This is a genomic window from Methylobacterium symbioticum, from assembly GCF_902141845.1.
Classification (GTDB): domain Bacteria; phylum Pseudomonadota; class Alphaproteobacteria; order Rhizobiales; family Beijerinckiaceae; genus Methylobacterium; species Methylobacterium symbioticum.
Map to the genome: position 1 here is coordinate 12,272 of NZ_CABFPH010000011.1, position 23,228 is coordinate 35,499.

General features: G+C 69.4%; 25 protein-coding genes. 9 read left to right on the forward strand and 16 right to left on the reverse strand.

The features are described 5' to 3' along the window. Nucleotides 1-72 precede the first annotated feature (72 nt). On the forward strand, nucleotides 73-468 hold the full coding sequence (locus tag MET9862_RS05990; RefSeq protein ID WP_142582199.1) for a PRC-barrel domain-containing protein: 396 nt from the start codon (nucleotides 73-75) through the stop codon (nucleotides 466-468). 225 nt (nucleotides 469-693) lie between these two features. Here MET9862_RS05990 and MET9862_RS05995 read toward each other — a convergent pair whose 3' ends face one another. Beyond that, the gene (locus MET9862_RS05995; RefSeq protein WP_142582200.1) at nucleotides 694-1,311 is read right to left on the reverse strand and encodes a ParB-like protein; all 618 of its coding nucleotides are present in this window, start codon (nucleotides 1,309-1,311) and stop codon (nucleotides 694-696) included. A 98-nt stretch (nucleotides 1,312-1,409) separates the two neighbouring features. Next, nucleotides 1,410-2,129: a cytochrome c biogenesis CcdA family protein gene (locus tag MET9862_RS06000; RefSeq protein WP_142582201.1), complete on the reverse strand. Its 720-nt coding sequence runs from the start codon at nucleotides 2,127-2,129 to the stop codon at nucleotides 1,410-1,412. 165 nt (nucleotides 2,130-2,294) lie between these two features. On the opposite strand from MET9862_RS06000, the gene MET9862_RS06005 reads away from it, so the two are divergent. Beyond that, the gene (locus MET9862_RS06005; RefSeq protein ID WP_142582202.1) at nucleotides 2,295-4,052 is read left to right on the forward strand and encodes a carbamoyltransferase family protein; all 1,758 of its coding nucleotides are present in this window, start codon (nucleotides 2,295-2,297) and stop codon (nucleotides 4,050-4,052) included. 47 nt (nucleotides 4,053-4,099) lie between these two features. Here MET9862_RS06005 and MET9862_RS06010 read toward each other — a convergent pair whose 3' ends face one another. The 5 genes from MET9862_RS06010 to MET9862_RS06030 form a co-directional block, all read right to left on the reverse strand. Continuing rightward, nucleotides 4,100-4,456, reverse strand: a complete 357-nt coding sequence (locus MET9862_RS06010; RefSeq protein WP_142582203.1) for a hypothetical protein — start codon at nucleotides 4,454-4,456, stop codon at nucleotides 4,100-4,102. A 93-nt stretch (nucleotides 4,457-4,549) separates the two neighbouring features. Then, nucleotides 4,550-5,224 carry a haloacid dehalogenase type II gene (locus tag MET9862_RS06015; protein WP_142582204.1) on the reverse strand — a complete coding sequence of 225 codons (675 nt, stop codon included), beginning with the start codon at nucleotides 5,222-5,224 and terminating at the stop codon, nucleotides 4,550-4,552. A gap of 62 nt (nucleotides 5,225-5,286) precedes the next feature. Next, nucleotides 5,287-6,816 (reverse strand): murein biosynthesis integral membrane protein MurJ, encoded by a 1,530-nt coding sequence (murJ, locus tag MET9862_RS06020; protein ID WP_142582205.1) that lies wholly within the window; start codon nucleotides 6,814-6,816, stop codon nucleotides 5,287-5,289. A gap of 177 nt (nucleotides 6,817-6,993) precedes the next feature. After that, complete coding sequence (locus MET9862_RS06025) at nucleotides 6,994-7,662, reverse strand: sigma-70 family RNA polymerase sigma factor (protein WP_142582206.1); 669 nt, start codon at nucleotides 7,660-7,662, stop codon at nucleotides 6,994-6,996. 312 nt (nucleotides 7,663-7,974) lie between these two features. After that, complete coding sequence (locus MET9862_RS06030; protein ID WP_142582207.1) at nucleotides 7,975-8,574, reverse strand: superoxide dismutase; 600 nt, start codon at nucleotides 8,572-8,574, stop codon at nucleotides 7,975-7,977. Between the two features lie 314 nt (nucleotides 8,575-8,888). Between MET9862_RS06030 and MET9862_RS06035 the strand changes: the two genes are divergently transcribed. Further along, nucleotides 8,889-9,776 carry a hypothetical protein gene (locus MET9862_RS06035; protein WP_142582208.1) on the forward strand — a complete coding sequence of 296 codons (888 nt, stop codon included), beginning with the start codon at nucleotides 8,889-8,891 and terminating at the stop codon, nucleotides 9,774-9,776. Between the two features lie 19 nt (nucleotides 9,777-9,795). On the opposite strand, the gene MET9862_RS06040 is transcribed toward MET9862_RS06035, so the two are convergent. The 6 genes from MET9862_RS06040 to MET9862_RS06065 form a co-directional block, all read right to left on the reverse strand. Further along, the gene (locus MET9862_RS06040; RefSeq protein WP_142582209.1) at nucleotides 9,796-11,520 is read right to left on the reverse strand and encodes a sensor histidine kinase; all 1,725 of its coding nucleotides are present in this window, start codon (nucleotides 11,518-11,520) and stop codon (nucleotides 9,796-9,798) included. A gap of 115 nt (nucleotides 11,521-11,635) precedes the next feature. Further along, nucleotides 11,636-12,382: a tRNA (guanine(46)-N(7))-methyltransferase TrmB gene (gene trmB, locus MET9862_RS06045; RefSeq protein WP_142582210.1), complete on the reverse strand. Its 747-nt coding sequence runs from the start codon at nucleotides 12,380-12,382 to the stop codon at nucleotides 11,636-11,638. Between the two features lie 7 nt (nucleotides 12,383-12,389). Continuing rightward, nucleotides 12,390-13,568, reverse strand: a complete 1,179-nt coding sequence (gene metK, locus MET9862_RS06050) for a methionine adenosyltransferase (protein ID WP_142582211.1) — start codon at nucleotides 13,566-13,568, stop codon at nucleotides 12,390-12,392. Between the two features lie 144 nt (nucleotides 13,569-13,712). Continuing rightward, nucleotides 13,713-14,123, reverse strand: a complete 411-nt coding sequence (locus MET9862_RS06055; protein WP_142582212.1) for a helix-turn-helix domain-containing protein — start codon at nucleotides 14,121-14,123, stop codon at nucleotides 13,713-13,715. Between the two features lie 643 nt (nucleotides 14,124-14,766). Further along, a complete protein-coding gene (locus MET9862_RS06060; protein ID WP_142582213.1) occupies nucleotides 14,767-14,982 on the reverse strand; it encodes a hypothetical protein in 216 nt (71 codons plus the stop codon). 1,088 nt (nucleotides 14,983-16,070) lie between these two features. Further along, a complete protein-coding gene (locus MET9862_RS06065) occupies nucleotides 16,071-16,301 on the reverse strand; it encodes a hypothetical protein (protein WP_142582214.1) in 231 nt (76 codons plus the stop codon). A gap of 350 nt (nucleotides 16,302-16,651) precedes the next feature. Between MET9862_RS06065 and MET9862_RS06070 the strand changes: the two genes are divergently transcribed. After that, nucleotides 16,652-17,194 (forward strand): DUF4142 domain-containing protein, encoded by a 543-nt coding sequence (locus tag MET9862_RS06070; RefSeq protein WP_142582215.1) that lies wholly within the window; start codon nucleotides 16,652-16,654, stop codon nucleotides 17,192-17,194. Between the two features lie 78 nt (nucleotides 17,195-17,272). Here the strand turns inward: MET9862_RS06070 and MET9862_RS06075 are convergent, their stop codons facing one another. Both MET9862_RS06075 and MET9862_RS06080 read right to left on the reverse strand, forming a co-directional pair. Further along, the gene (locus MET9862_RS06075) at nucleotides 17,273-17,530 is read right to left on the reverse strand and encodes a hypothetical protein (protein WP_142582216.1); all 258 of its coding nucleotides are present in this window, start codon (nucleotides 17,528-17,530) and stop codon (nucleotides 17,273-17,275) included. A 78-nt stretch (nucleotides 17,531-17,608) separates the two neighbouring features. Next, nucleotides 17,609-17,899, reverse strand: a complete 291-nt coding sequence (locus MET9862_RS06080) for a hypothetical protein (RefSeq protein ID WP_185156760.1) — start codon at nucleotides 17,897-17,899, stop codon at nucleotides 17,609-17,611. A 170-nt stretch (nucleotides 17,900-18,069) separates the two neighbouring features. Here MET9862_RS06080 and MET9862_RS06085 point away from each other — a divergent pair, with 170 nt between their 5' ends. The 3 genes from MET9862_RS06085 (at nucleotide 18,070) to MET9862_RS06095 (ending at nucleotide 20,601) form a co-directional block, all read left to right on the forward strand. Then, nucleotides 18,070-18,276, forward strand: a complete 207-nt coding sequence (locus MET9862_RS06085; protein ID WP_142582217.1) for a hypothetical protein — start codon at nucleotides 18,070-18,072, stop codon at nucleotides 18,274-18,276. An 857-nt stretch (nucleotides 18,277-19,133) separates the two neighbouring features. Beyond that, nucleotides 19,134-19,307, forward strand: coding sequence for a hypothetical protein (locus MET9862_RS29185; RefSeq protein WP_185156761.1), 174 nt, complete (start codon nucleotides 19,134-19,136; stop codon nucleotides 19,305-19,307). Between the two features lie 727 nt (nucleotides 19,308-20,034). Next, the gene (locus MET9862_RS06095; RefSeq protein WP_142582219.1) at nucleotides 20,035-20,601 is read left to right on the forward strand and encodes a recombinase family protein; all 567 of its coding nucleotides are present in this window, start codon (nucleotides 20,035-20,037) and stop codon (nucleotides 20,599-20,601) included. A gap of 69 nt (nucleotides 20,602-20,670) precedes the next feature. On the opposite strand, the gene MET9862_RS30570 is transcribed toward MET9862_RS06095, so the two are convergent. Further along, complete coding sequence (locus tag MET9862_RS30570) at nucleotides 20,671-20,940, reverse strand: hypothetical protein (protein ID WP_142582220.1); 270 nt, start codon at nucleotides 20,938-20,940, stop codon at nucleotides 20,671-20,673. A 739-nt stretch (nucleotides 20,941-21,679) separates the two neighbouring features. Between MET9862_RS30570 and MET9862_RS29190 the strand changes: the two genes are divergently transcribed. Together MET9862_RS29190 and MET9862_RS06110 are read left to right on the forward strand one after the other, a co-directional pair. Then, nucleotides 21,680-21,829: a hypothetical protein gene (locus MET9862_RS29190; protein WP_185156762.1), complete on the forward strand. Its 150-nt coding sequence runs from the start codon at nucleotides 21,680-21,682 to the stop codon at nucleotides 21,827-21,829. A 228-nt stretch (nucleotides 21,830-22,057) separates the two neighbouring features. Further along, nucleotides 22,058-23,221, forward strand: coding sequence for a hypothetical protein (locus MET9862_RS06110; RefSeq protein WP_142582222.1), 1,164 nt, complete (start codon nucleotides 22,058-22,060; stop codon nucleotides 23,219-23,221). Nucleotides 23,222-23,228: the final 7 nt, after the last annotated feature.

The following is a 23,228-nucleotide window of genomic DNA, read 5'->3' on the forward strand; positions in this document are numbered from 1 at the left end:
TGGCGGTATAGCGGCTGAAGCTTGCCGGAACGTGGCGTCCGCTCGGGGCGTTTTTCAGGCGGACCCCGACGCATGTGGGAGACAGGCATGGAGGCCGAGGTCGAATCGCGGCGCGAGCCGCGCAGCCTCATCGCCAGCGACCGGGTGATCGGCACGGATGTCCGCCGCCCGGACGGCGCGCGGGTCGGGGTGATCGAGCGGCTGATGCTCGACAAGGTCTCGGGCCGCGTCGCCTACGCGGTGATGAGCTTCGGCGGCTTCCTGGGACTCGGCAGCGACTTCTACACGCTGCCCTGGAGCGTGCTGCGCTTCGATCCGGGCCACGACGCCTATGTGGTGGACATCACCGAGGACCAGCTGCGCGCCGCGCCGCCGCGCTCGCCGGAGGGGACGGATCCCACCGACGAGCGGGCCTGGGAGGAACAGGTCCACCGCTACTACAACGCGGCGCCCTACTGGGGGATCTGACCCCGGACGGCGCGGGTCTCGACGCAGAGCCTGATTGAGCAGATCGCTCGGGTGTTTATCCCGCGCATTCCCTCCTCCACCTCGTCCTGAGGAGCCGGAGCGAGGCGGAGGCCTCGAAGAAGCCTCCAGACATCCCTGTGATCCCTGGGGCCTCCTTCGAGGCCGCTGACGCGGCACCTCAGGATGAGGTTGTTTGATGGGATCGGCAGAGTGGTCCGAGGGCGCTCAGCCCGAAACCGGGCCGCACCAGCCCGGCAGATATCCGGCCTCGGGAGACTTGGCGAGGCGAAGCGCCTCCTCCAGCGCCTCGGCGAAGTCGCCCTCGACGCGCTTGGCCTTGATGTTCCGGCGCAGGTAATCGGCCCAGAGGAACTCGCTGAACGGCGTGGTGTCCTTGGCGAAGCCGCCAGCCCGGCGCAGCTCGCCCGCGAGGCTGCGGAAAGGGTCGTCGACGAGGTCGGCGATGCCCTTCGGAATGTCCTTGAAGGTCTGGCGCGTGCCCTCCGCGTCGTAGGGGTGCGACCAGGCCTTGTGGTCGCACACGGTCCAGAAGGCGTCCTTGTCGAGCTTGTGCAGGTCGGCCACCACGGTGACCTGGATTGCCTCAACGCCCTCCAGCTGGAGGGCGCGGGAGAGGTGGTGGTGATCGATGACGTAGTGGCGCTTCTTCGGCCCGAGCAGGGTCGGGATCGTGTGCGAGCCGAGGAACTTCTCCTTCTTCTCCGGGTCGTGCTCGCGCCAGCGGCGGCGCTTCTCCTCGACCTCGCGGAAGCCGACCGTCATCTGCGTCGGGCGCAGCTCCGCGATCGGGACCAGGGTCAGGATGGGTTCGCGCGGGGCCATGGCTCGGATACTCCGGTCGAAACGTCGACGAGTCCCGATCTGTCACGGCCTGCCGGGGACGGCCAAGGCTTCCCCGTTCACGTTCCCGGGACCGGATCTCAGTAGCGGGTGGTGAGCGTGGTGAGCCAGTCGGGCGAGGCTGCAACCGCCCAGGCCTCGGCGCGCTTGTCGAGTCCGCCGAGGACGAGGAGGCCGAGCGCCACGAGCACGGCGCCCATCGCCGCCCTGGCGCCCCGGCCGGCACGGCCGAGATCCCGCCGCCAGGCGAGCAGCGCCTCGCGGGAGATCAGACCGAGCAGCGCGAGCGGCGCCGCCGCCCCGATCCCGAAGGCGAGCATGGTGAGCGCCACCGCACCGAGATGTTCGCCGCGCGCCGCGAGCAGCGAGGCGGCCCCGAGCGTCGGCCCGACGCAGGGGCTCCAGGCCGCACCGAGCAGGAGCCCCACCGCGAACTGGCCCCCGAGCCCCCGGCCCGCGACGCCGCCGAGGCGCCGCTCGCCCCAGGCGCCGACCGGTCCGGCGAGCACCGTGGCGCGGGCCTGGAGCGCCGGGATCAGGAGGACGAGGCCGACTAGGACGAGGAGGACCGCGCCGAGACTGCGGAACAGGTCGCCGTCGAGACCGATCGCGAAGCCGACCGTCGCGACGAACAGCCCGATCCCGGTGAAGGACAGGGCGAGCCCGGCGGCGAGCGCCACCGGCCCGAGCCGGTGCTCCGAGGCCGCCGTGGCGAGCACGATCGGGAGAAGCGGCAGCACGCAGGGCGAGAGCGTCGAGAGCAGGCCGGCGAGGAGGGCGAATCCGATGGTGCCGAGCATGACGGGGTCCGCGACCGGTCCAGATCGGGGCGGGTCCGGCCGGACGCCCCATACCCCGTTCGCTCGCACGCTCACGCGGGTTTCGCCAGCCGCGTGAGACCGAACCACCCGCGACGCTCACGGGTCCGCGTTGCGGCCGCGGCCCACGCGGACTAACCCGGAGACATGCGCTATTATCTCGGTCTCGCCACCACGTTCCACGACCCGGCACTCGCCCTGATCGGGCCGGATGGGGGCGTGCTCTTCGCCGAGGGGGCGGAGCGCGTCCTGCAATACAAGCGCGCCCCGAATTGCGAGCCGGATCCCGCGAGCCGGATGGTGGGGCTGCTGGAAGACTATGTGCCCCGCGGCTCCGAGATCGTGGTGGCCTCGAGCTGGGGGGCGCAGTTCAGCGAGTTCCTGCGGGGTCAGGAGCGCAGCGGCGCCTTCGACCTGATGGCGCTCGCCCAGCACCCGACGGCTCTCAACCGCTCCTTCGTGCCGGAGCGGGCCGAGCGCATCTTCATCGCCGACCTGGCGCTCGCCCAGGCCCGGGCCGGCTACGGCACCCTGCTGGCCTTGAACCAGGAGACGCGGGGCACGGGCCGGCCGGCACGGGCCGAGATCGTGGCGCAGCACCGCTTCCCCCACCATCTCGCGCATGCCGCCTACGCTCTCTGGGGGAGCCCATTCCGGGACGCCACGGCGCTCGTCGTCGACGGCATGGGCGAGACCGGCGCGGCGGCGATCTACGCCCTGCGGGACGGGCGCATCGCGGAGGTGCGCCGTCAGCGCGGGCGCGGCTCCGTCGGCTTCCTCTACGGCCTCGTCACCGATCTCGCCGGGTTCGACCAGATCAAGGGCGAGGAATGGAAGATCATGGGGCTCGCCCCCTATGGCCGGCCCGATCCGGAGTTGATGGAGCTTCTGCGCCGCCTCTATGCGGTGGAGAACGGGCGCCTGCGCTTCGCCGACGACGCCACGGTCCAGGCGGTTGCCGCCGAGATCCTGGCGCGCCGCCCGGCCGCGGCCTCGGAAAGCGGCTGGGCTGACCTCGCCCGCAGCGGCCAGGAGATCTTCTGCGAGCTCATGGACGTCCTCGTGGCCGAGGCCCACGCGCTCAGCCCCCACGAGAACCTCGTCGTCGCCGGCGGCTGCGGGCTCAACTCCTCCTATAACGGGCGCGTCCTCGGGCGCTCGCCGTTCTCCCGCCTGCACGTGCCCTCGGCACCGGGCGACGACGGCAACGCCATCGGCGCGGCGTGGCTCGCCTATGCCGAGGATCACCCGGACTGGACCGGCCCGGCGCCGGAAGCGCGACCGCTCAGCCCCTATCTCGGCTCGCGCGTCTCCACGGAACCGATGGAGCGGCTGGCCGAGCAGGAGCCCCGCGCCCGGCGCCTCGGCCATGAGGGCGTCACCCGCGAAGCGGCGCGGATCCTCAGCCAGGGCGGCCTCGTCGGCTGGGTCCAGGGACGGGCCGAGTTCGGGCCCCGGGCGCTCGGCAACCGCTCGATCCTGGCCGATCCGCGACCGGAGGGTGCCAAGGACGCGCTCAACGCCAAGGTGAAGTATCGCGAGGCGTTCCGCCCCTTCGCGCCCTCGATCCTGGCCGAGGCCGGCCCCGACTGGTTCGAGGACTACGCCGACAGCCCCTACATGGAGCGGACCCTGGTCTGGCGGGACGCGGTGCGGACGCGCGTCCCGGCCGTGGTGCACGCGGACGGAACGGGCCGGCTTCAGAGCGTCACGCAGGCGCGCAACCCGGCCTATGCGGGGCTGATCGCGGCCTTTGCCGAGATCACCGGCGTGCCGATCCTGCTCAACACGAGCTTCAACGTGATGGGCAAGCCGATCCTGCACAGCGCGGAGGACGCGATCCTGATGTTCTACACCACCGGCCTCGACGCGCTGGTGGTGGAGGATTGGATCGTGGTGAAGTGAGAAGCTTCCGACCCTCCCCCGCAGAGGGGGGAGGGAAGACAGTGGCCCTACTCGCAGACCTCGACGCGCTTGTAGGTGAAGTCCTCGTCGTTCAGCCACACCTTGCGGCGCTCGTAGTGGCAAATCGGCCCGCGGGGGCGACGCACCACGACCTCTTCGGGCTCCTCCCCCACGACGCGGCGGGGGCGGTATCCCGGCGGCGGCGGGGGCGGCGGCTGATTGGCGCCGTTGATGAGGGCACCCGCCGCGACGCCACCGACCACGCCTGCGGCGAGGCCGCCGATGATCGCGGCGTTCTGGCCGTCCCTGGCAGAGCCCGGCGTGACGGCTGCGATGAGGAGGGCGCCGACGAGCGCGAGGCGCGCTCCATGCCGGATCGGCCCGAGGACAGGGATGGTGCGCACGCTCGAAATCTCCCGCTGGGGTCGCAGGAGTTCAACGCCCGGATGTTTAAGAATCCGCCAACGCGACGGGCACGATCGACTTGTGCAGGAGCATCAGGCGAGCAGCCCGTCGAGGCTGCCGAGCACCGCGGCGGGGGCGAGATCCGCGTACTCGTCCGGCAGGCCCCGGCGGTTGATCCAGGCGCAGCGCAGGCCGAAGGCGGCAGCGCCTGCGATGTCCCAGCGGTTGGAGGAGCAGAACAGCACGCGCTCCCGCGCCGCGCCGGCCCGCTCTACGGCGTCGGCATAGGCGGCGGGCGCCGTCTTGAAGGTCTGCGCGGTCTCGACCGAGAGCAAAGCGTCGAGATGCGGCCCGAGGCCCGCCGAGGCGACCGCGCGCTCCAGCATCGCGGCGTTGCCGTTCGAGAAGACGCCCGTGCGGATCCCGCGGGCGCGCAAGGCGCGCAGCACGTCCGGCACCTCCGGATAGGCGTCGAGATCGCGATAGGCGTCGAGCAGGGGCTCGCGCAGGGCAGGGTCCACGTTCGGGTGGAGCGCGAGCGCGTAGTCGAGGGCCTCCTCGGTCAGCGACCAGAAGCTGCGGTAGCGTCCGCTGAGCGCGCGGATCCAGCTATATTCGAGCTGCTTGTTGCGCCAGACCTCCGAGAGATGGGGGGCGTCGGTCCCGATCGCCGCGGCGTGGCGCTGAACGGCCGCGTGCACGTCGAACAGGGTGCCGTAGGCGTCGAACAGGACGCAGTCGGTGCCGTCGAGCAGGGCTTGAGTCATGGGCGGGTTCCAGTTCCGTGCCCCCGCATCTGGGGCCGGACCAGGCCCGCGGCCAGCCCCGCTCAGCGCCGCCGCAAGCGCACCCCGACGCCGTGCAGGAAGCCGAGCAGCAGGATGCCGTAGAGCGTGGCGCCAGCGAGGCCGAGCAGGCCGAGTACCGCGATCTCGCGTCCGTGCGGCAGGGCCGGCACCAAGCGGTCGGCGACCGGCAGACCGTAGAGCGCAAGGAGGGCGAGCGCCGCGCAGGCCAGCGCAACGCCGAACACGGTGAGCCCGAGCGTGCGCCCCGGCGCGGTCCAGCCCCGGCGCCAGGCGAGGCCGACGAGGATGGCAAGGTTCACCCATTGGCTGATCGCGGTGGCGAGCGCCAGACCGGTGACGCCGTAGGGCCCTGTCAGGACCAACTTCAGGGCCACGTTGACGAGGATGGCGCTGAGGGAGGCCCAGAGCGGAGTCATGGTGTCCTGCCGGGCGGTGAAGCTCGGCACGGCGCTGCGCACCAGCACGACCGCCGGGAGGGCGAGGCCGTAGGCGGCCAGCACCTCGGCCGCCCGGGCGGCATCCTCCGCCGAGAAGGCGCCGCGCTGGAACAGAGCCGCCATGATCAGGCCGGGCAGGGTGAGGAAGGCCACCGTGAAGGGCGCCGACAGGGCGAGCGAGAAGCCCGCCGCCCGGTTCTGCGCCGCGTGCGCCCCCGCCACGTCCCCGGCGGCGATGCGGCGACTCATCTCCGGCAGCAGCACGGTGCCGGCGGCGATGGCGATGACGCCGAAGGGGAGCTGGTAGAGCCGGTCGGCGTAGTAGAGCGCCGAGACCGCGCCGGTCGGCAGCAAGCTCGCGATGATGGTGTCGGCAAACGCCGCGATCTGGAAGCCGGCCGAGCCGATCACCGCGGGGCCGAGCACCTTGAAGAACTTGGTCATGGCCGGGTCGCGCAGGCTCGGCCGTGCGAGGCTGGGCGCGATGCCGGCCCGGCGCGCATCCCACCAGACCAGGGCGAATTGCAGCACGCCCGAGACGGCAACGCCCCAGGCGGCGGCATAGGCCGCGTTCGGGAACAGGACGGCCAGCGCCAGCGCTGCCAGCATCGCGAGGTTGAGGAGCACCGGCGCGCCGGCGGCGGCCGCGAAGCGGCGATGCGCGTTCAGGATGCCGGAGACGAGTGTCACCAGCGTCATGAACAGCAGGTAGGGGAAGGTGATCCGCGTGAGCGAGACCGCGAGCGCGAAGCGCTCCGGATCCTCGGAGAAGCCTGGGGCGAGGGCCCGCACCACCAGGGGCATCAGCGGAAGGGCCAGCGCCAGCAGCGCGAGCTGCACGATGAGCATCAGGGCGAAGATGCGGTCGGCGAAGCCCTTGGCGGCGCCCGGCGCGCCGGCCTCGGCGAGCCCCGCATAGGCCGGCACGAAGGCGGTGTTGAAGGCACCCTCGCCGAAGATCGCCCGGAAATGGTTCGGCAGGCGGAACGCGACGACGAAGGCGTCGGCCATCGGCCCGGCGCCCATCACAGCGGCCATCACCACGTCGCGGGCGAAGCCGGTGACCCGCGAGACCAGGGTCCAGCCGCCGACGGAGAGGATGGAGCGGATCATCGCGCGCGGCCCCCGGGCTCACGCGCCGGAGACGAGGGCGCGATCATGGCCGAGCCCTATCAGATCGGAGGGCGCCCGCGTGCCGGTGCCTGGGCCACACCCGCCGAAAGATCGCACGCGCCCTCGGCGCCCGTTCTTCGGAGCGATGGGGGGCGTGGCCGACGAAGGGGCGTCGTGTCAGAGCGAGGGCTGTTCGATCCGGTCGAGGCCGAGCGCCTCGGTGAGCCAGGCGCGGGCGCGGCTGACGCGGCTCTTCACGGTGCCGGTCTGGCAGCCGATCACCGCGGCGGCGGCCTCGTAGGTGAGGCCCTGCGCGCCGACCAGGATCAGCGCCTCGCGCTGCGCCGCCGGGAGCTTCGCCATCGTGGCCCAGACGTTCTGCAGGGCGATGTGCTCCACCTGATCGGGTAGGCTGACGAGGGCTGAAGCGGCGGCGCCGTCCACGTCCTCCACCTCGCGGCGGTGCTTGCGGATCTCGCTGTAGAACTGGTTGCGCAGGATCGTGAACAGCCAGGCCGTGAAGTTGGTGCCGGGCTGGAACCGGTTCCGGTTCGCCCACGCCTTGAGCAGCGTCTCCTGCACGAGATCGTCCGCACGCGCCGGGCTCACCGCCAGCGACAGGGCGAAGGCGCGCAAGGCCGGCAGAACCTCGATCAGATCCTTGCCGAACCGGGACTCCGAGGCGGCGTCCTGGCCGTCGAGCAGCGTAGTGAGGCGCTCGATCAGCGCGACGAGATGGGCGGGCCGCTCCTCGATCAGTCGGGCATAGGTCTCGCGCAGCTGCGCGCCGAGATGGTCGCGAACCGCCGCCGTGAGCGCCGCGCCGGGCGCGCCGGGTTCTGCCATGCACGACATGTCCTTCGGTTCGGTCACGGGCCGAATCCTCCCTCGCGCGCTGTCTCGCCCCGTTCGACCGGGACAAATAAGAAAAATTCGAAAGAGGTTTTGGCTAGTGAATTATGAACACGCGGTGACGAGTTCCCGGCGAAGTTGCAGAAATGCAGGAGCCGCCCGCCTGCGGTGCAGGGGGCGGCTCGGGGACGTGATCCGCTCGATCCCGCTCGGACGCGGATCCCGGAGCGGCGAGGTCGGTCGGGTCGGTTCGACCCGACCGGATCCGCATTCCCGAGGGATTCGGCCGGATGCGGGCAGCCCGCCTCAGGCGGTCGCCTCGGCGTACATCTTCTCCACGTGCTCCCAGTTCACGAGGTTCTCGATGAAGGCCTTGAGGTAGTCGGGACGGCGGTTGCGATAGTCGATGTAGTAGGAGTGCTCCCACACATCGACGCCGAGGATCGGCTTGGCGCCGTGCACAAGCGGGTTTTCGCCGTTCGGGGTCTTCAGGATGGCGAGCTTGCCGTCCTTGACCGCGAGCCAAGCCCAGCCCGAGCCGAACTGGCCGATGCCGGCCTGGATGAAGTCGGCCTTGAACTTCTCGAAGCCGCCGAGGTCCTCATCGATCTTCTTGGCGATCGCGCCGGGCGGGGTGCCGCCGCCGTTGGGCTTCATCCAGTTCCAGAAGTGGATGTGGTTGTAGTGCTGGCCGGCGTTGTTGAACAGCGCCTGGTTGGTGTTGTAGGAGGCCTTTACGATCTCCTCCACGCTCTTGCCCTGGAGATCGGTTCCTTCGAGAAGCTTGTTGCCGGTATCGACATAGGCCTTGTGGTGCTTGTCGTGGTGAAACTCCAGGGTCTCCTTCGACATGTAGGGGGCCAGCGCGTCGTAGGCGTAGGGCAGTTCCGGCAGGGTGAAGGTCATGCGTCCGTCTCCGTTCTCGGGCTCGTCGGCGTCGGTATCCGGCTGCGATCTCGGCGGCCCAGGCGGGAGATCCCGCGCGGCGGCCCGGCCGGGGGGCCGTTCATCCAAGACCCGTTCCAGGGGCCGTCGAGCGACGACGGCCCGGTAGGTAAGTCGGCGCGCGCGCGGCGGCAACGTGGCGCATCTCCTTTTCCCCGGCGGCGCACCAGGGTTTTGCAAAACCAATGCAGGTGCTTACTGTGCGCCGCGCCCCGGTTCGGGGTCCGGGCCGATGTCCGGTCGCCTCGCCGGTCGCCTTCTAAGCTGAGAGTTCCATGATTGTTGCGCTGTTCGCGCTGGCCGCGGCCCTGGTGATCGGCGGGAGCGCCGCCGTGGTGCAGGGCTTTCCCTTCGTCCGGCTGGAGAGTGGCCTGGCCATGGTGATCGCGGGGGCGAGCACGGCCTCCGCCGGCGCGATCCTGTTCGGGCTCGGCGTGGTCTGCCTCGGCCTCAAGCGGATCGAGAAGGGACTCAAGATGCGCCGGGAGGCGGAGGCCGGGCCGGTTCCCGTCCCGCCGCCGGTCTCGTCGCTCGGTGCCGTCTTCCCCGAGCCGCCGCGCCCGTCCCGCCCGATCCTGCCGGGTCTGACCGGCCTCGCCGCCGGAGCCCTGGGTGGGACAGCCGCCGCGACGGCCGAGAAGCGCCCGAGCGAGCCGACCTTCGAGGACAGCCTGTTCGCGCCCGCGCCGCCGGATCCGCGTCAGCCCGAGCTTCCGATCCCCGCCCCCGAGCCCGAAGCCTCGCCCGAGGCGCATCGGCAGGGGCGCCAGGAGCCCTTCCTCGAGGAGGCCCCGATCGACGAGCCGCACCGTGAGCGACCCGCGCACGCCGCGGAGCCCGACGACGGGATCGCGCCGGAGGACGACCTCCTCGCCGGTCCCGTGCCGCCCGAGCCCGCGCCGGCCGAGACGGAGGCCCCGGCCCTGCGTTCGAGCCTCGATGCCGCGCCCGAGACCGCCGCGCCCGAGGCGGAGGAGGCTGCGGAGAAGCCGGCGCGCGAGGTGGTGGGCAAGTACGCCTCGGGCGGCAACACCTACGTGATGTACGCGGACGGCTCGATCGAGGCCGAGACCCCGCGCGGCCGCTTCAACTTCGCGTCCCTCGATGAATTGAAGGCCTTCATCGACGCGGGTGGGGAGGGGGCGGCGCGCGGGGCGGCCTGATCCTGCCCGGACCCCGACCTCAGATCAGCGGGTTGAGCGCCTCGTTCCGGGCCGGGATCGGGGCAACCATGGTGAGGGCGAACCCGTCCGGGGCGTAGTCGGTGGTCACCTCGGCCTGGACCTGCGTGGTCAGCACCCGCTGCAGCAGGCGGGTGCCGAAGCCCTGGCGGCGTGGCGCCTGCACCGCGGGGCCCTCGCTCTCGCGCCAGGCGAAGTGCAGGATTCCCGCCTTGCCCCCCGGCTCCAGCGACCAGCGCACCGCGACCCTCCCGCGACGGTTGGACAGCGCCCCGTATTTGGCGGCGTTGGTGGTCAGCTCGTGGATCGCCATGCCCACCGGTACCGCCATCTCGGAGGGCAGCTCGATATCCGGCCCCTCGAAGGTGACGCGGCCGTCCGCGCCGCCCTCCGCCTCCGCCTCGGCATAGGGACGCAGCTCGTTGGCGAGCAGGTTGCGCAGGCTCGCCGTCTGCCACGTCGCCTCGGTGAGCACCGAATGGGTGTGGGCGAGCGATTTGATGCGCCCGACGAAGGCCTCGTAGAAACTCTCGATGCTGGAGGCGGTGCGCGCCGTCGAGCCGACGATTGCCTGGACCGTGGCCAGGGTGTTCTTCACCCGGTGGTGCAACTCGCGGATCAGAAGCGCCTGCCGCTCCTCGGCGCGCAGCCGGTCGGTCACGTCGGCAACCACGCCGATCAGCCTGCGCGGCAGCCGGTTCGGCGCGTCGCGCTCGAAGCGTCCGGCCATGTCGATGGTCCGCCAGGCCCCGTCGTCCTTGCGTCGGATGCGGACGGTGACGTGCAGGATCTCGTCCTCGCGCAGGGCCCGCGAGATCGCCTTCCGCACGGCATCGCGGTCGCCCGGATGCAGCACGTCGTCGAGGAACTCGGTCTTGCCGATGGTGCCGTCCTCGGGCGTGCGCCCGAAGATCTCGAACATCCGCTCGTTCTCCCAGATCGCCTGGTCGTCGAGCATGTGCCACTCGAAGATGCCGAGCCTGGCGATCGAGGTCGCGACCCGCAGGCGCTGATCGCGGGCGATGAGCTCGTCACGCGTCTGGACCCGGGTGGTGATGTCCTGCAGCACGCCCGCCAGCCCGCTGACGGTGCCGTCCGGCCCGCGCAGCGCCTGACCCCGCGACGCGATGACGACCGGGCGCCCGTCCCCGATCCGGCCGAGGGTGCCCTCGAAGCTGTAGGCGCCGCCCTGGGCGAGCGCTACGCGCACGCTCTCGGTGAGGCGCGCGGCCTCCGCCTCCGGCATGGCCGCGCGCAGCACGGCCCAGGTCACCGGCTCGCCCGGCGGATGGCCGAGGATCTGCGCCGCGCGGCGCGACAGGTTGATCCGGCCGCTCGCCCGATCCCAGCGCCACTCGCCGAGGCCGGCGGCGAGAAGGGCATCCCGGTTCTCGTCGGAGCGCGCCGCCTCGTCGGGATCGACGCCTTCGACCACGAGCGTGGTGCCCGCGCCGCGCACCCGCACGTCCACGACGCGGCCGTCTGCCTGCTTCCAGCGGCGGATTCCAGCCTCGATCGACTCGGATTCGGGCAGGAGGTCGGCGACCGCTCGCCCGGCGAGGGTGCCCGGCGCGTGGCCGAGCAGGCGGCAGAGGGCCGGGTTGGCGTCGCGGATGCGGCGGCGATCCTCCGTCAGCACGGCAAGCCCGATCGCCGCCGCCTCGAAGGCCGCGCGATGCAGGTCCCCGGCCCCGGCGGCCGGACCGTGGTCAACGCCCTCGCCCAATCCCGACCTCGAACGTGCCGCCCGCCGCGATGCTACGGCAGCGCGGCGCGGCCAAGATGGCGAGAGCGGCGGGATGGAGCAAGGTTCGAGGCGGGGCGACGGATCGAAGCAACAGCTAAGTTCGTGCCACCCGCGCGAATTCGAGGTAGGTCGGGCGCCGTCCAGCGGCGATCGCCTTGGCCTCGTAGCGTGTGCCGGGCCAGCCCGGATAGGGCTGCCGCCAGTCCGCGGCGCGTTCGGCGGTCCAGGTCAGGGCCGCGCAGCGGGCGGCGCGGGCCAGCGTCCAGCCCGCATAGTCGTCGATGTCGCTCGCGAAGCGGAACAAGCCGCCATCCTTCAGGACCCGCGCGATGGCGGCGAGGGACGCCTCGGAGACGAAGCGGCGCTTGCGCTGGCGCCGCTTCGGCCAGGGATCGGGATAGAGCAGGTAGACCCGGCTCAGGCAGGCATCGGGCAGGCGGTCCAAGAGGGCCGTCACGTCCTCGTCGCGGATGCGGACGTTGCCGAGAGCCTCCTCGTCGATCGTGCGGAGCAGCTTGGCCACGCCGTTCACGAAGGGCTCGGCGCCGATGATGCCGACCTTGGGATGGGTGCGAGCCTGGGCGGCGAGGTGCTCGCCGCCACCGAACCCGATCTCCAGCCAGATCTCGTCCGGGTCGAGGTCCGGGAAGAGTGCGCGCGGATCGAGCACGGCGCCACCCGGTGGAAGCACGACGCGCAAGGTCGGCAGCAGCCGCGCAAGGCGCTCCTCCTGGGCATCGCGCAGGCGCTTGCCCTTGCGGCGGCCGAAGAAGGCGCGCTCGGCCTCCTCCGCGTGGTCTCTGCCCTCCGCACCGGGAGGGGTCTGATCCCTCCCGGTCATGGGCGGATCAGGCGAGCGCCGACTTCAGCTTGGCGGCGAGGTCGGTGCGCTCCCAGGAGAAGCCGCCATCCGCGTCCGGCTCGCGGCCGAAATGGCCGTAGGCCGAGGTACGCGCGTAGATCGGCTTGTTGAGCTGGAGCGCCGTGCGGATGCCGCGGGGCGAGAGGTCGAGGGCGTCCATCAGGACCGCCTCCAGCCGGCTCTCGTCCACGTTGCCCGTACCGTGCAGGTCGACATAGATCGACAGCGGCTTGGAGACACCGATGGCGTAGGACAGCTGGATCGTGGCGCGGCTGGCGAGCCCGGCGGCGACCACGTTCTTGGCGAGGTAGCGGGCGGCGTAGGCCGCGGAGCGGTCGACCTTGGTCGGATCCTTGCCGGAGAAGGCGCCGCCGCCGTGGGGCGCCGCGCCGCCATAGGTGTCGACGATGATCTTGCGGCCGGTGAGGCCGCAATCGCCGTCGGGGCCGCCGATCACGAACTTGCCGGTCGGGTTGATGTGCCAGACGGTGCCCTCGGTGATCCAGGCCTCCGGCAGGGCGGCGCGGATATAGGGCTCGACGATGGCGCGCACGTCGGCCGAGTCGAGGGACTCGTCGATGTGCTGGGTCGAGAGCACGATCTGCGTGGCCTCCACCGGCTTGCCGTTGGCGTAGCGCACGGTGACCTGGCTCTTGGCGTCCGGACCAAGCTTGGCGGCTTCCCCCTGGCGCGCCTTGCGGGCGTCGGCGAGATCCTTGAGGATCTTGTGGGCGTAGAAGATCGGGGCCGGCATCAGAGCCGGGGTCTCGTCGGCGGCGTAGCCGAACATGATGCCCTGGTCGCCCGCACCCTCGTCCTTGTTGCCGGCGGCGTCGACGCCCTGCGCGATGTCGGCGGACTGCGCGTGCAGGTGGATGGCGACGTCGTTGTTCTTCCAGTGGAAGCCGTCCTGCTCGTAGCCGATGTCCTTCACGGCCTCGCGGGTCAATTCCTCAAGATCCTTGAAGGTGACCGAGTCGGGGCCGCGCACCTCGCCCGCGATGACGATGCGGTTGGTGGTCGCCAGCGTCTCGACGCCGAGGCGCGCCTCGGGCATCGCCGCGATATAGGCGTCGACCACCGTATCCGAGATGCGGTCGCAGACCTTGTCCGGATGTCCCTCGGACACGGATTCGCTGGTGAAGAGGTAGTCGGAACGCGGCATTGCGAGCCCCTGAAAAATGTGCAGGCCCACCTTCATGCGAGGCGTCCGGCCCGGACTGACGATGGCGTTCTGGCACCCGCTTTGTTGCAAGGTCAAGCCGAAACAGCGAACGCTTCCGTTATTCCGGACAAAGTGGCCGGAAAATCAGTCGCTCAGTCGCTTGCTCAGAACCTGGGCGGCGGCGGCGATGTCGCGCTTCACCGCATCCGGGAAATGATCGCTGACATGCTTGGCGACCGCCTCTGCGAGGCTCTGCAGATTGCTCTCGGCCCGATAGGTCTGCTGGGCGGAATCCCCGAACCCGTTCTGCGGGAAATCGTCGAGTCGGGGCGCGCCCTGGAAGAAGTACTCGAGCGGGACGCCGGTCATGCGCGAGAAGATGTCGAGATGGACGGCGCTGATGCGGTTGGTGCCCTTCTCGTATTTCTGCAGCTGAGCGGCCGACATGCCGAAGCTTTCCGCCACGCGCCTCTGGGTCAGTGACGCCTTACGCCGCTGCTCGGCGATGCGCTGTCCGACATAGACGTCACGCTGATCGGTCTTCTGGCCTGCCATGAACGCTCTCGCAGTGTGCCCTAGTCCGCATCTGCCCGCGAACCCGGAACGAGTTACGGTCGAGCTTAGGCGCGCCGCTCGGGTTTGTCACGGCGCTCCCCACCCTGAGTAAGCGAATTGCATTCAAATTACTAGGATGACTGCGCCCGGGCGATGCGTTGGAAGTTCTCGAGCGGGCTGACCAGACCGTTCGGAATTATCCTTTTTGATCAGTGGTTAAGGTCCAGATGCCTCGGGCGCGGACCCGGCGATACCGGGCCTGGGTACGGAAGGCTGTGGGCAACCTGGAGGAAGTCAAGCGAATTCGGGCGTGATCCCGTCCGATTCGCCGGGTCCAGGGACCCGCGGTCTCGGCTGCGAAATTGGGCCCTTGCCGGTCCCGCGGCCGGCCGTCACGGCGCGTGGGGCGTGGCACGCTGCATGCAATCCGACCTGCGCCCCGCCCAAGTCTCAACCCCAGGGATCCGGGGCCGCGGGTCGGCCGGAGCGGCTTCGTCTCCTCTCCCGGTCGGCCCGTCGCGAACGGCCGACGGCGTCCCAGCCTGCCAACAACGCGGCAGCTCGAGCCCCTCAGAACTCGAAGTCGGATATGCCGGTTCGGCGCAGGAGAACCGGCCAAGCAGCTATCTCCTCTGAACGGCGCCTATCCCGCCGTGCCGCAGGGCTCCTCGTCGCGCTCGGCCGGTTCGTAGGCGCACCACTCGCACACGCCCTTGTCCGCCATCCGGTCCCCGTTCCGTTGGGAGCAGAGGGGGCAGACCAGAAGCGTCAGCTTGGTGGCCGTCCTCAGACCCAGTCCCCGGCCGAGAAAGGTCACCGTGCGGCTGCCGTCATCGGTGCTGTTGCGGTTCTGCCCCATTGCCTCCCTCGGAAAGACCGTAAGAGTCCCAGCCTCAAGCCTGGAGCAGGCTCCAGGCTTGAGCTTCGATCAAACAACCGGGAGCGGCCGAGGTTGCTCGGCATCCACAAGCAGCCACGCGCAGATGAGCGCCCGCAGCGAAGGTCGCGGCCGGCTCGGGACGTGCGTCGGAACAGGCGCCGCGGCCCGGAACTCGGCCCATCGATGGCGTTCGGGAGCGGTCAGAACTGCCGAGCCGACCCACATGGCTCGGCCTTGACGGGAGGCGAGACGCGCCCACCGGAGAATCGGGTCCGAGAGGCTCCGGCAGGCGCGTGCGGTCAGGGGATCGGACCCGGACAGGCGGGGACGCTACGCTGGCGCCATGACGCCTGCACGACAAACGTGTTGGGCGGCTCGGCCGCTGCGGTGACGAAAAGGACGCGGCGCGACCGATGACGGTCGCGCCGCAAGGTGGTCCGTAGTCTCGGTTACGAACGCGGGCGCCTGAGCAAGCTCCGGGCCAGGTTTGGTGGGAGCAGCGCCGCTTCGGGGCTAGGTTCAGACAGCACAGGGAGGGGGAGGCGTGCGGCGGCCACCCCGGCCTCGGGCGCGGTGCTGGCATGGGGCCGGCACGTGCGGACCCTGGCTGTGGAAAAACCATGCAGGGCAAGAGACCGGCTCGGCACGATCTTGCTTGCGCCGCAGGCGGAGGCCTGATACCTCGCGCTTGGCCTCAAGCCATAAAAAAGGCCACTCCCGAAGGAGCGGCCCGAAGTCTAGGGAGGAAACGCCCAGTGAAGGGCTGCCAGGCCGCGACGCCATCGCCGCCTGACCTCACTGGTATGCCATCCCGCGGCGCACAACACAATCGGGTGCGACGCACATCGCCCTTGCAAATGGTTCATGCCTGAACCGTCCGGTGCGGTAACGCACCTGGGCTGGGTTTGCCGCATGTATCCGGGGCAGTTCGCGGCGGCTGCCGCGTCATCCGCCTGTCAAGATCCGGATGGGTGGCGCTGCGGCGCCCGGCACGGCACTGGCGGAGCAGCCTCGGCACGGCGGCGTCGAGGCCTCTTGCGCACCGGTTCCTCAGCCGCCGCAGTCCCTCAGGTGGACCTGCTCTGCGGAGGCGCGGCGTGCAGGCTCCAGATGGCCCGCCCCTCCTCGTTGGTCAGGTAGACCGCGTTGGCTCCGAGGGCTTCCATGTCGATGTCGATGGCCCGCGCCACGGCGACCGCGACGTGCTTGTCGGGAGCCTCGACGCGCTGCTCGTAGAGGGTCGGCCCGAGGATGCCATCGGGCTCGCGGCGGAGGGCGCGGAAGGTGAAGACGGGCATGATGTTCGATCGCGGCTGACGGGCCGGCAGCTAGGGCTGCCGCCGAGCTTGGCCAGGGCGCCTGCCTGCGAACAGTCAAGCCGATCGCTGCCGGTATGGCCGAGGCTGCCTCTCGCCGGGCCGTCCGTCACTGAACGGGAGCGTCCTGATCGGTGGCAAGATTAAAATAGTTTAGTCCTGCCTGTGATTGTAATCGAGGTCGAATTGTCTCGATAATAGTCTGCGTTGCTGAAGTATTGTTCACTTAAAATCAGCAGCATCAGTCGGCAAGGCAGGTTGCGCCTGAAGTACATCCGCGCTGTCCGTCGGTCGGAGCCTGGGTGCTGGATATCACCGGGAGCTAGGGCAGCATGCGCCGCCGCGATTTCCTGACCAGCATGATGACGGCCACCGCCGCGATAGCGGTGACCCGTACGGCCATCGTGCAACCGACACCGGCGGGGGCGATGCCGACGCCAGTCCATCTCGACATGGCGACGAAGGGCGGCCTGTTCCTCGAGAACACGGCGTGCGACGCGCATGCGAAGACCAGCAATCCTCGCGTGAAGACCTTCAGCCGGGCCGAGGTCGTCGAGCAGGTCGGCCTCGCCAGGAAGCTCGATCCCTCTATGGGCGCGGGTGCTCCCCCGCCGAGCGGCATGACCTCGGATGAGCAGAAGGCGCGGATCCTGGCGCAGCTCACCGGCACACAGGGCGGCCCCGAATACGACGCGATGTTCGTCACCGCATCCCTTCAAGGGCACCACGAGGCGTACGACATCCACGGATCCTATGCCCAGTCCGGCGAGGACCCGGCTCTGCGCCGCATCGCGCACGCAGCACTGCCCCTCATCAGGCTGCACGTCTCGCAGCTCTCGCGGATGCAGGCGATGATGGGCGGTGCGAGAGGGTGAGCGCGGCCCGTCTCATGAAGTTCAGGCGACGGCGGGAGTACAGACGCCCGCCGCCGATGCTTCATGGTGGGTATGGTTTCAGCCGTGGGCCGTGCCGTGCCAGACCGGCTCGAAATGGGCTGTGGCCCTCGCGCGCGTCGCACGCTTGGTCCGAGGGCTGTTGCCGAGGCCGATCCAGGCGGCAAGCCCGAGCGTCACTGCACTGGCGGCGAGTGGGCCCGAGACGACAGCGGCCAGAATGCCATGGGATGATGCGATCGCGGCTGCGATCGGGCCGACGACCAGGGCCGGCAGGACCGTGCCAAGCATCGTGGGTGAGTTCGATGTGATGCTCATGCAGCGCTTAACGTGCTGTCCGCACGATTGTTGCGGCTGAGCATTGCTGAATGTGTGTGCAGATTAGAGCTTTACTGTTCAGAGGGCGAGTTTTGATGGTCGCGACTGTCGTAATGGCATGCCATCCTCGACCCGCCCCGGAGCCATCAGGCCGCGCAGGTCGGCCACCATGGCGTCCGTCTGGGCCTCGAGGGCTGCTTCGAACCGCCAGGTGGGCTCGTTGCGCTGCAAGTTGACCAAGCCGGCGAGCACCGCGCTGAGGCTGCCGCCGAGCGGAGCAGCCAGGAGCGCGACGAGAAGGCCGTGGGGGATGAGGGCTGCGCCCGTCACGAGACCACCGGCCAATGCGGCGAACACCACCAGCAGCATGCGTGCTCTCCCTCGGGCGACGGAATGTGCTGCGTGAATGGTTAAGGTCCCCTTCTTCGTGAGCGCCTGGCCACGCGTCACAACCGGACATGTCAGATCAATGCGGGCATCGCCTGGAAACCTTCGCCGTTCCGCGCGTTAGACAGGGCTGCCCACCCCGGGAGACCGCGATGCCGCCCTTGCTCGAAGTCGCCGCGGAGGAAGTCGAGGCGTTCGCGAAGGCGGCGCGGGACGCCATCGATTCGCGCCTCGGCACGCTGCCGGAGGAGGCCGCGAGCGGCTTCTGGTCGGCCGTCGCGAAATACTATGCCGCGGGCTTGGCGGTGGCTGGAGCCGCGGTGGCGGAGGTGTCGGCCGGGCTCGACGGCGAGGCGTAAACGCCGGCGCGGATAGCGGCCGGATCCCCGCCCGGCAAGGACTTGGGAAAAGATGGCGTCCCCGGCAGGGAGGATCGACCGTCCTGAATTTCTGTTTCAGATCAACGCTTAAGAGCGGAGGCCTCGGTTCGGTTTGTAGGACCTAGGTGCTGATCTGGCAAGCTGATCTCAGCTTTCCGGGCGAGACCAATCGCTTCGTGTGCTCTAGGTCCGGGAGATGACGAAGGCCCCCTGACTGCCCGCAGGGGTCACACATTTCACAGGCCATACGAGACACGCGGGAACAGGGTTTCCCCCTATGCCTGGCCTGATGGCCCTCCAAGCGAACGCGAGGCCGGGCCCGAGCCTGGGTCCAGCCGCACGGTCAGCTTGCTGCTACAAAGCTAGCGGGTCGGCGCCGTGGTGCCCTTGCCGGCTGCTCCAGGCGTGGACCCCGCGCCTGCGTCATTGGCACCCGTGCTGTTCGACGTGCCGGAGCGGCTTTTGTCACCCGTAGAGGGGCCGCTGCCTGCCGCACCGGGAGACGACCCGGCGCCTGCATCATTGGCACCCGTGCTGTTCATGGTGCCTGACTTGGTGGTTCCCGAGCCGCCCTCAGCAGCGTAGGCGGCCGATCCGAGGGCCAAGATGCTGGTTAAGGCAAGAGCTGTAGCTTTCATGGCGTTCCTCCGTGGTGATTGTCGTTGAGCACGCTGAAGCCAACCCACGCTGAGGTGCTGCGTTCCGGCACAGCTCAGGCACCTCTCTCAGGTGGCGGCGAGGTTTAGCTCACGTCGATGCCACTCTGCGGCACGGGAGACGTTAACCTCGGAGCAAACCTGCGTCGCGCCCTGAGGCCCCCGATGAAGAATCCTGCGATGAGCTTCTGGCTGTCTGCTGCGAACCAGGCTGCTGGCTGGTGGCTCGGCACCGCAACCTCCCTGGCCCGCCGTCAGCAACAGCTTGCCCTGGCGGAGATGACCAAAGGTCCGCGGACAAAGAGGCGTTCGAAGATGCGGATGGGCAAGGCGAAGCGTCGGACGAAGGCATAAGGCGTCTGCTCACTGCCGGACCAACTGCACCCCTGAGCCTACTACTGGCACATGATGCCGACTGCCGTGGGTGAGCAGGCCGGCGAGACGAAGCGCGGCGACGAAGGCGAAGTGCGCACCATGCAGGGGCAACATGCGGGCGTGCTCAAGGTTCGGCCTGAGGTGCGACCCGAAGTACCCACCGGGTCACGCACACGACAGGCCATACCTGGACGCGAGCGGCGAGGTTTCCCCCCTAGGCCGTGACCCGATGGCCCTCCAGGCGAGCGCGAGACCGGGGCTGGGTGGGCTTGTCGGCATGCCGATTGGGCAAGGAGCCCAGAGGTGAGTGGCCGCGCTGAGCGCGGAGTTTGCATGCCAACAGTGTCTCTGCCTGGAGACAAGGATGCTCGTCTTCCTCCGCCGCCTTCACAACCAAGTGCTCCTCCAACTCGCCAAGCGTGACGTGATCGGTGCTGACCGAGCCGATGCGAAGGGTGATGCGGAGCAGTCGGCGAGATGCCTCGCTCGTGCCGATGTGCGGCTAAAGAAGGCTTGTGGGCTGAGCGGATGGCCAAGCGAGCGGTGAGCAACGCCAGTGCCTCCGCGTTCCAATAGGGCTTGCCCTAGCAGAACGTTCCACATAGGAGGCAGAGCGGTTCCAAAAGAAACGTCTTGCATTCTGGAACGGGCTAAGGCTTCATGTCTTAGACTTCACTGGAACGACAAGCCCGGGACCATCGCCGTCATGCTCATCGGATACGCTCGCACGTCCACCCTAGAGCAGGAGGCCGGGCTCGATGCCCAGCTCCGAGACCTCGCCGCCCTCGGGTGCGAGAAGGTCTTCAAGGAGCAGGTCTCATCGGTCGCGCCTCGTAAGCAGCTCGATGCCGCCCTGGAGTTCGCCCGCTCCGGAGACACGCTGGTGGTGACGAAGCTCGACCGGCTGGCCCGCAGCGTGACGCACATGGGCAGCATCTTGGCCGCCCTGGAGGCGAAGGGCGTGGCGCTCCGCATCCTCAACCTCGGCGTCGATACCGGCACGCCCACCGGCAAGCTGATGCTCAACGTCCTCACGGGCGTGGCGCAGTTCGAGCGGGAGATGATGTTGGAGCGCCAGCGCGAGGGCATCGCCAAGGCCAAGGCGGAGGGCGCCTACAAGGGCCGCAAGCCGACCGCACGGGCCAAGGCGGAGGAGATCAAGGCGCTGGCGGCGGAGGGTCTGAGCATGGGCGCCATCGCCACCAAGCTCGGCATCGGCAAGGGGTCTGTGCATCGGGCTCTTGCCTCGGGCAAAACCGCTGTGCCGGCTTGAGGCGCACAGCAAAACAAACGGCGCGAACCCATTGAGGCCGCGCCGCTTGGGTAACTCTGCGTGCTGCGATTAGCGTGCTGGGCGCTCCCGGACAGTGCGCTCCTCGCGCCGCTCGATACGCTCCCCGCGGCGTGGCTCAGGATCGACCCCGAGCACACCCCCTACAGTGCCGGTCGCTGCCCCGACAGCACCGCCCACGACGCCACCCACTGGGCCGGCTGCACGGTTGCCGTCTTCCGCGCCACGCTCAGCGCCACGGATGGTCCCTTGAGCCTGGACCGTGGCGGACAGCGCGAGCGGGGAAAGGACAAGGGCAGAGGCAAGCAATAGCTGCTTCATGAGGTTGGCTCCTGGATTTGGTGCGTCGGCAGGAGGCCGCGCTTCATAGGACCAACGATCACCAGCGGCGATGGTGCCGGGAGCGGCTCCAGAGTGCCAAGAATGACGAGAAGCGGGCCATGCATCGGCGCCGCTTCGAATTTACAGTGACGCAGCGACGGACCTGGAGGAGCGGGTTAGGCACCTGAACACCGGGAAGGGCGATTAGTGCAACCGCGAGTCCACGAAAGGAAACGGCGCGAGCCCGTGAAGGCCGCGCCGCAAGGTAGTCCGTGGTCTCGGTTTACGAACTGCTGGTTGCATAACCCATCTGGGTTAAGCCTAGGTATGCCAGATCAGCAACACCCTCAGCGGCTGCTGCCGCCACCGCCCTGAGGAGCCACACGCGAGGGCTGGCCCGCATTGCCAGCTGCCGAGGAGTCGTTCGACATCGTGTCAGCGGGACGGCCGGTGGGCGAGTAGGTGGCAGCACCGGGCGAGCCCGTTGAGCCTGTGGTCGGGGTGGCAACTCCGGGGGTACCTGGAGCGGGCACTGCCGGTGTTGTGGGAGGGGTGGTCTGAGCGGACGCCACTGCGGTGAGCGACAGAGCCAGCGGAATGGCGAGCAAGACGGAGCGCATCGAGTAAGCCTCTTGTTGATGTGCGGTATGCAGGGCGAACGCACGGTAGAGGCAAAGGTTCGTGCGCTAGGACCGGATGCAATCTATTTGGGAGGCGGTCGATTGCTTGAGGCGGGACCTTGAGCCGTAGCCTGTCCAGCCTCCCGCCGCTCGACCTCAGCCACGACAGCATCGCGGATGAACTCGGCGCGGTGGCCTTTGCCCGCTATCGCGTCGATCCGCTCGGGAATGCCAAGGGGCAAGCGCACCATCGTCGGCTTCACACCTAGCGCTGGCCTGCCGCCACGCGACGGCTTCTCATCATCGGGCTCTATCGCCACCGCAGCACCAAACCGTTATCGGTAATTGACCAGGTTTCCGTTATCGGATACCCCGGGGACGTTAAGGAGCCGTCACCAACCAGCCCCTTCTCTCACCATCCATACCGGCAGGACCACCGCGAGGGCCCCTCAAGCCCGCGCACGGCGGAGCTTTGCCCACAGCCTGGAGCCACCCTGATGCTGCGCGAGACCACCTCTGCGGCCAACGATGCCGCACGCCTGGACGCCATCGAGACCGCCGACCTCGACTGCCCGGGAGCCGACTTCGGTGCCGAGCTTCGGGGCCCCTCGCTGGAGATCCGTGCCGCCGCCGCAGTGCGGTCGCGCCGCATCCCGGGGCTCGATGCGGTCCTTGAGGCTTGGTCCCGGCTGCCGCCCGCCACACAGGACCAGCTTGGCGTCCAGGCAGTGGCCGTAGCCTTCTACGGTTGGCTGGCCGGTGATGCGCTGTCGCCGACAGACGAAAGATGGCTCACAGATGCGGCGGCCAGCAAGAGCAGCGTCCGCTCCGACAAGGCCCTCAATCTCCTCGCCCAGATCGCCGAGCGCTCGATGCCCGAGCTATACGGCACCAAGAAGCGAGACCCGGCATGGGCGCGACTCGATGCCGACACTGCGGCACTGGATGCGGTCTGGGAGGCTGCCCTGCCGTCCCCAGTCCACTTCGCCATCGCCCTTCACCGCCGCACCTGGCAGGCGCTCCAGGCCAGCGCTGCCTTCCTCCGGGCCGCTGGTAAGGCTGAGGAGCGCGAGGACGTGACGTGGCCGGCGGAGGATGCCGAAGACGAGGCGCTGACGGACCTCCTCATGCTGTCTTGCCGGGACCGTGCGGACGCGGAGGCCATACGGGCGCACCTCACTTGGTACCTTGGCGTGCGCCCGCAGCACCCGAAGCGGCCGGCACTGAGCGAGGCCGAGGGCTCTTTCATCGCGGTGCGGCTGCGGGACCTCGGGATGGTCCTCGGTGCGGAGGGGGCGGGCGCTGCCCCTGTGCCGGAGCCAGGCGCCATGCTCGGGCTCATCTTGGCCCACCGTGCCGCCTGGAGCCTCTACAGCGCGACGCCGCATGCGGAGGAGACCGGGTGGGACGCCCACTTCGCCCTAACGGATGTCGCAGGGGCGGGATCGGAGGCGGTCTTGCTGGCGCCCTGCGCCGACCAGGCGGAGGCCATCGTCTTTATCGAGCATGCCCACTGGTACGCCGCCGAGCTGGAGGCCGTGGGCGAGGCGGTGGCCGACTGCTTCGGCTACGAGTCCCGCCAGATGCTGGCGCGGGCGGGGGACCTCGTAGCCTACCTCGGGGACAGCGCAGTGGCCGGGGTGCCGGCGGAGCGGACCTGAGGGCTAC